We start from the raw sequence: 6,469 nt of genomic DNA, 5'->3' as shown, positions 1-6,469 counted from the left end.
TGCGCCGATCTGGCGCAACCCCAGCCGATCACCCATGCCCGCGCTGGGGCGCCGCCGCTGCTGCTGCTGCACGGCGCGCAGGATACCCGCGTGCGCCCGCGCAACAGCCTGGCCCTGGCCGCCGCGATGACCAGCGCCGGCCAGCCGACGCAGGCGCAGGTGCTGGACGGGATCGACCACGAGAGGATGATCATGGCCTTTGCCCGCCCCTTCGCGCGCGAAGGTCGGCCCCTTGCTGCCGTAACCGCGTTCATCAGCACGGTTTGCGCTTCACCATCGGTTCATTCCGCGCCACAATAACCGGTATCGTGAAGCCCGCCCTCATTTCCTCCCGTCTGCGCCGACCCTTGGCTGCGCTGTGTTCGGCCGTCGTGGCCATGGCGCTGACCGTGCAACCGGTCATGGCGCAAGAGGTGCTGCGCGACGCGGAGACCGAGGCGCTGTTCCGCGACATGTCGGCCCCGCTGATCAAGGCGGCCGGGCTCGATCCGCGCAATGTCGATATCATCCTGCTCAACGATGGCTCGATCAACGCCTTCGTGGCCGGCGGGCAGGCGGTCTATATCCATTCCGGGCTGCTGGGCGCGGCCGACAATATCAACGAAGTGCAAGGCGTGGTGGCACACGAATTGGGCCATATCACCGGCGGCCACGTGATCAGCACCGCCGGGTCAAAGCCGGCCACCGGCATTACCCTGCTGTCGCTGCTGCTCGGTGGCCTGGCCGCTGCCGCCGGTTCGGCCGACGCGGGCCTGGGCGTGTTCATGGCGGGGCAACAGGCGGCGCTGGGCAGCTACCTCTCCTTCAGCCGCGCGCAGGAATCGCAAGCCGATGCTGCCGGTGCGCAGTTCCTGTCCAAGGCGGGGATTTCCGGGCGCGGGTCGCTGGATTTCTTCAAGAAGCTGCAGAATCAGGAATTCCGCTATGGCTTTACCCGCAATGCCGATGCGGAGTTCTATTCCACCCACCCGATGACGGCCGACCGCCTGACCTATCTTCAGGATGTCTACGAGCACGATCCGGCCTGGAATACGCCGATGGACCCGCAGCTGCAGGCCCGCTTCCTGCGCGTGAAGGCCAAGCTCTATGGCTATCTGGCAGAGCCGCAGGACACGCTGCGCGCCTTTCCCGATTACCTGCAGGATGCCCCGGCCCACTACGCGCGCGCCTATGCCTATCACAAGGAAGCGCTGATGGACAAAGCGCTGGCCGAAGTGGACGCCATGCTCAAGCAACTGCCCGATGATCCCTATGCGCTGGAACTCAAGGGCCAGGTGCTGCTCGAATCCGGCCAGCCGGCCGATGCCATCCCGCCCCTGCGCCGCGCCACGCAGTTGACTGGCAACAACCCGCTGATCGCCACCACCTTTGGCCACGCCCTGCTCGCCACCGAGGACAAGGCCAACTTTGCCGAAGCGGAGCGCGTGCTCAAGGCGGCGGTAGCCAAGGACCGCGAAAATCCGTTTGCATGGTATCAGCTTGGCGTGGTCTACGAGGCCGAAGGGGATACCCCCCGCGCCCGCCTGGCCAGTGCCGAGCAGCAGTTGATGCAGATGCAGTTGCCCGAGGCAGCACGCAGCGCCCAGGCGGCCGAGGACGGCCTGCCCAAGGGCACGCCCGACTGGCTGCGCGCGCAGGATATTGCCATGTCGGCCCAGGCGATGATGGAACGGCAAAGGAAGAAGAAGTAAGCCGATGACAGCGCCTGCCCAACGCCGTTCGTTCGTGGTTCTGCTGGTCCTGGTGGCAGCCGTGGCTGCCGCCCTCGCCTGGTGGGTGGCCTCGAGCGGCCACCGTGATGCCGTGGCCCAGACGGAAACGGCCCAGCTTGACGAAGCGCAGCTGACCAAGGCCCTGGCCGATGCCGGCATCGACGGCAAGGAACGCAAGGCACTGGAAGGACTGGTGCGCCAGACCTTGCTCGATCATCCCGAAATCCTCAGCGATGCCGCCGCCCGCCTGGAAGCGCGCGAGGCATCGAGCCGCGTGGCGCCCTTGCGCGGCGCGCTGGAAACGCCGTTTCCCGGGGCCGTGCTGGGCAACCCGCAGGGCCGCGTGACGCTGGTGGAATTCACCGACTTTGCCTGCACCTATTGCCGCGGCAGCGTGGCTGACGTGGAAGCGCTGGTGGCCGCCAATCCCGATCTCAAGGTCGTGGTGCGCGAGTTGCCGATCATTTCGGCGCAGAGCGTGCCAGCCGCGCGCATGGGCCTCGCCGCCGCCGCGCAGGGCAAATATCCGCAGTTCCACAAGGCGATGTTCAGCGGCGAGCGGCCCAGCCCCGACAGCATCGCGCTTGCCGCCGGCAAGGCCGGGCTCGATACCACGGCGGCGGCTGCCTTTGCCGCGCAGCCTGGCACGATGAAAGAACTGCAGCGCAATCTCGATCTCGCGCGCCAGCTGGGCGTGAGCGGCACGCCCGCCTGGGTGGCCGGCGACCAGTTGCTGAGCGGTGCGGTCGGCAAGGAACGGCTGCAACAGGCGATCGACGCCGCGCGCAGCGGCGACAAGGCGCAAGGCGCATGATCGGGTGGCGCCAGGCAGGTGGCCTGGTGCCGCTGCTGCTTGCCATCGCCACGGCACAGCCCGCGCTGGCCCAACCCACTATGGCCCAGCCTGCTCCCCTGCAGCCGGTTGACGAGATCCAGCGCAATGACGTGACGGTGCAGAGCATCGGCTGGAAGCTCGCTCGCGCCAATGCGCTCTATTGCGCGCGCGTGGCGCCGGGCATCGGCGTGATGCTGCAGGATGTGCGCACGTTCGATGATCCGGCGCTGGCGCGGCAGGTCTATGGCCTCGCCGGCGATATTGGCGTGGGCGCGATGGCAAGCGATGGCCCGGCGGCACGCGCGGGCCTGCCACTCAATGCCACGGTAGAGAGTGTCGAAGCGCTGGCGGTATCGAGCCTGCCGGTGCCACGGCAAGGCAAGTGGGACCGGCTGTTTGCGCTGCAGGATGCGCTAGAGCGCGATGCCGCGCGCGATGGCCGGGTCACGCTCGGCCTCGCCGGCGGGCAGCGCCTGACGATTGCCGGCGAGCCGGTGTGCCAGGTGCGCTTCCTGATGGATGACAGCAAGGGCAATGCCGGCGCCAACCGCGATACGGTGCGCATCGGCCGGCCCATGGCCGAAGTGGCCAAGTGGGACGAGGCCGAGATCGCCGCGCTGACCGCGCACGAACTGGCCCATGCCGTGCTCGATCACCAGACCTGGCTGGAACACGGCGGCAGCGCCCGCAAGACCGAGCGCGAGGCCGATCGCCTGTCGGTGTGGCTGCTGCAAAACGCCGGCTATGATCCGGCCGCCGCCATGGCATGGATGCGGCGCATCGGCCCGCGCTATGAAATCCTGTTCTTCGCCTCGCCCGATCATGGCAGCTGGCGCACCCGCGTGCGTACCATGGCGGCAGAGATCGCGACGATGCAGGCCGCCACCCACCATGGCGTCAAGGCCGATTGGCCACGCCTGTTCCGCCGCGAGGATGGCGCCCCGCCAATGCCGCAACCGGCCGGTGTTGTGGACAAGGCACCCATGGCGCCCGGCGCGCCAAGGCGCTAGAACGCGATGGTCATGGCCATGCTGCCGCTTCGCCCCACGCCGTTCTTCGGCAACAAGAACCGCGCCTTCTGGCGGCTCCAGTTCGTTGGCTGGGGCGGCGCCATGTTGCTGCGCGCCATGTCCAGCCTGGCCAATGCCCAGCCCTGGTCGTTCCTGCTGATCGTGCTGATCGCCTCGATCACCGGCTTTTCGATCTCGTCGATCCTCTCGGTGATCTATCGCGCGCTGATCAACCGGCGCCCGATCATCACCTGGGGTGCCACCGCGCTAGTCCTGGCCGTGGCCGTGGGGCTCTATGCCTTCATCGATGCCTGGGTAATCAGCCTCTACCGCCCGGGCAGCGACGCCGGCTTTGCCCAGCTGTTCCTGGGCGTGTTCTATATCGACCTGACGCTGCTGGGGGCATGGTCGGCGCTCTATTACGCGATCAATTTCTATATCCAGGTGGAAGAGCAGAACGACCAGTTGCTCTATCTGGAAGCGCAGGCGACGTCGGCCCAGCTGGCCATGCTGCGCTACCAGCTCAACCCGCATTTCCTGTTCAACACGCTCAATTCGATTTCCACGCTGGTACTGCTGAAGCAGACCGAGCCGGCCAATGCCATGCTGACCCGGCTTTCTGCCTTCCTACGCTATACCCTGATCAACGAGCCAACCGGCCGGGTGACGGTGGCGCAGGAAGTGGAGACGCTCAAGCTCTACCTCGATATCGAGTTGATGCGCTTTGAAGAGCGGCTACGGACCGAGTTTCGCATCGATGACGCTGCGCGGTCGGCGCTGATGCCCTCGCTGCTGCTGCAGCCACTGGTGGAGAACGCCATCAAGTATGCGGTCAGCGCGCTGGAAGACGGCGCCCAGATCACCATCGCGGCGCAACTCGTCGGCCCCATGCTGCGGGTCACCGTGTCGGACACCGGGCCGGGCTTGCCAGCGGGCACCGATCCATCAACGCTGTTCGGTGTGCAAACCGACTCTGCCGATAGCCCATCCGCGCCGGGATACCCGGTTTCCACGGGCGTAGGCCTGCCCAACATTCGTGATCGCCTGGCGCAGGCCTATGGCAGCCAGCAGCGCTTCGAGGTGGGCAACCGCCCCGAAGGTGGCTTTGCCGTAACCATCGAACTGCCGTTCGAAGCGAAGGAGGAGCCCGCCACGCTCGCCCAACCGGGCAACCGGCTGGCACGGGCATGACGACGCAGGTGGGCATGCCTCGGGAACTTTTCGGGCTTGTCGCATTTGTCACGCGGGGGCAAAAAAACCACAACAGGGCAGACGCTCCAGGCAAAGGTAGCAAATGACCATCCGCACGATCCTCGTCGACGACGAGAAACTCGCCATCCAGGGCCTCCAGCTGCGTCTCCAGGCCTTCCCCGATGTCGAGGTGATCGACACCTGTTCCAACGGACGCGAGGCGATCCGCAAGATCAAGACCGAAAAGCCCGACCTGGTCTTTCTCGATATCCAGATGCCCGGCTTTGACGGGTTCAGCGTGGTCAAGGGCGTGATGGAAATCGATCCGCCGCTCTTCGTCTTCGTCACCGCCTATTCCGAACACGCGCTCAAGGCGTTCGAGGCGAATGCCGTGGACTACCTGCTCAAGCCGGTGGAGGAAGACCGCCTGGCCGATGCGCTTGACCGGGCGCGCACGCGCATGGCCGAAAAGCGCGGGCTGGAAGAAGTGGAAAAGCTCAAGAACGTGCTGGCCGAAGTGGCGCCCGACGCCATGCCCGAACTGGAAGACGATGGCGAAGTGGCCGCAGGCCGTTTTGAAAAGCTGATCAACATCAAGGATCGCGGCCAGATTTTCCGCGTCGATGTCGACACGATCGAGCGCATCGAGGCTGCCGGCGACTATATGTGCATCTACACCGGCGACAATTCGCTGATCCTGCGCGAAACGATGAAGGATCTCGAACGCCGGCTCGACCCGCGGGGGTTCCAGCGTGTCCACCGCTCCAAGATCGTCAACCTCGATCAGGTGCGCCAGGTGCGCCCGCATACCAATGGCGAATGCTTCCTGGTGCTGGAATCCGGCGCCGAGGTGAAGGTGAGCCGCTCCTATCGCGACGTGGTGGCCCGCTTCGTCCACTGACGGCCATGCCGGGCTGTGCCAAGCGCCAGCCCGGCACGTCCCGCATGCCCGATCGGCCAATTCCGATTGGCACCTCCGCGCCCAGTCGGTAAAGCCGCGCCATGACCGATTTTGCCATTCCGGGTTTCGACCTCGCCGCCTTTGTCCGCGCCACGCTTGAGGAAGATCTGGGCCTGGGGCTGCCGGGCGGTGGTCATGATGTCACCAGCGAAAGCGTGATCCCGGCCGAGGCGCGCTTTGCCGGGGTGATGGACAGCCGCGATGCCATCACGGTGTGCGGACTGCCGATTGCGGCCGCGTTCTTCCGCGCGCTCGATCCATCGGTCGATATCACTATCCTGGTGGACGAAGGCACCCGCGTGGAACCGGGCACGGCGCTGATGTGCCTCGCCGGCAACGCCCGCGCCATGCTGACGGCGGAACGCTCTGCGCTCAATACCGTGCAGCACCTTTCTGGGGTGGCCACGCTGACGCGGCAGTATGTCGATGCCATGGGGCAGACGCGGGCGCGCCTGCTCGATACGCGCAAGACCATCCCCGGCTTTCGCCACCTGGAAAAATATGCCGTGCGCACCGGCGGCGGGCACAACCACCGTATGGGCCTGTGGGATGCGGCGATGATCAAGGACAACCACGTGCTGGTGGCCGGCGGCGTGGCCGAAGCGGTGCGCCGCGCCTTGGCCGCCGGCGTGGCCGACGTGATCTGCGAGGTGGACCACCTCGACCAGATCGAACCGGCGCTGGCGGCGGGGGCGACGCGCCTGCTGCTCGACAACATGGGGCCAGACATGCTGCGCCAGGCCGTGGCGCTGGTGGCCGG

The 6,469-nt window shown here is 66.4% G+C and carries 7 protein-coding genes; all 7 read left to right on the top strand.

Annotated elements, in window-relative coordinates:
- A partial coding sequence (locus H926_RS0111780) for a S9 family peptidase (protein ID WP_028657908.1) occupies positions 1-300 on the top strand: 300 nt, incomplete at its 5' end.
- Between the two features lie 77 nt (positions 301-377).
- Positions 378-1,691 carry a M48 family metalloprotease gene (locus H926_RS0111775; RefSeq protein WP_051146346.1) on the top strand — a complete coding sequence of 438 codons (1,314 nt, stop codon included), beginning with the start codon at positions 378-380 and terminating at the stop codon, positions 1,689-1,691.
- 4 nt (positions 1,692-1,695) lie between these two features.
- Positions 1,696-2,526, top strand: coding sequence for a DsbA family protein (locus H926_RS0111770; protein ID WP_022676482.1), 831 nt, complete (start codon positions 1,696-1,698; stop codon positions 2,524-2,526).
- Positions 2,523-3,557 carry a hypothetical protein gene (locus H926_RS27070; protein WP_022676481.1) on the top strand — a complete coding sequence of 345 codons (1,035 nt, stop codon included), beginning with the start codon at positions 2,523-2,525 and terminating at the stop codon, positions 3,555-3,557. The genes H926_RS0111770 and H926_RS27070 overlap by 4 nt, the downstream gene beginning before the upstream one ends.
- A 12-nt stretch (positions 3,558-3,569) precedes the next feature.
- Positions 3,570-4,748, top strand: a complete 1,179-nt coding sequence (locus H926_RS27065; RefSeq protein WP_043609233.1) for a sensor histidine kinase — start codon at positions 3,570-3,572, stop codon at positions 4,746-4,748.
- Positions 4,749-4,851: 103 nt separating this feature from the next.
- Positions 4,852-5,649 (top strand): LytTR family DNA-binding domain-containing protein, encoded by a 798-nt coding sequence (locus H926_RS0111755; protein ID WP_022676479.1) that lies wholly within the window; start codon positions 4,852-4,854, stop codon positions 5,647-5,649.
- 101 nt (positions 5,650-5,750) lie between these two features.
- On the top strand, positions 5,751-6,469 hold a 719-nt coding region (nadC, locus tag H926_RS0111750), incomplete at its 3' end, for a carboxylating nicotinate-nucleotide diphosphorylase (protein ID WP_022676478.1).

The sequence above is a fragment of the Novosphingobium sp. B-7 genome, from assembly GCF_000410615.1.
Classification (GTDB): Bacteria; Pseudomonadota; Alphaproteobacteria; order Sphingomonadales; family Sphingomonadaceae; genus Novosphingobium; species Novosphingobium capsulatum.
Note: the sequence above shows the minus strand (reverse complement) of the source record. Positions and strands in the feature narration are given on the sequence as shown.

Coding starts and splice junctions, on each gene's coding strand:
- H926_RS0111775 (WP_051146346.1), top strand. CDS start 378: ATGGCGCTGACCGTGCAACCGGTCATGGCGCAAGAGGTGCTGCGCGAC.
- H926_RS0111770 (WP_022676482.1), top strand. CDS start 1,696: ATGACAGCGCCTGCCCAACGCCGTTCGTTCGTGGTTCTGCTGGTCCTG.
- H926_RS27070 (WP_022676481.1), top strand. CDS start 2,523: ATGATCGGGTGGCGCCAGGCAGGTGGCCTGGTGCCGCTGCTGCTTGCC.
- H926_RS27065 (WP_043609233.1), top strand. CDS start 3,570: ATGGCCATGCTGCCGCTTCGCCCCACGCCGTTCTTCGGCAACAAGAAC.
- H926_RS0111755 (WP_022676479.1), top strand. CDS start 4,852: ATGACCATCCGCACGATCCTCGTCGACGACGAGAAACTCGCCATCCAG.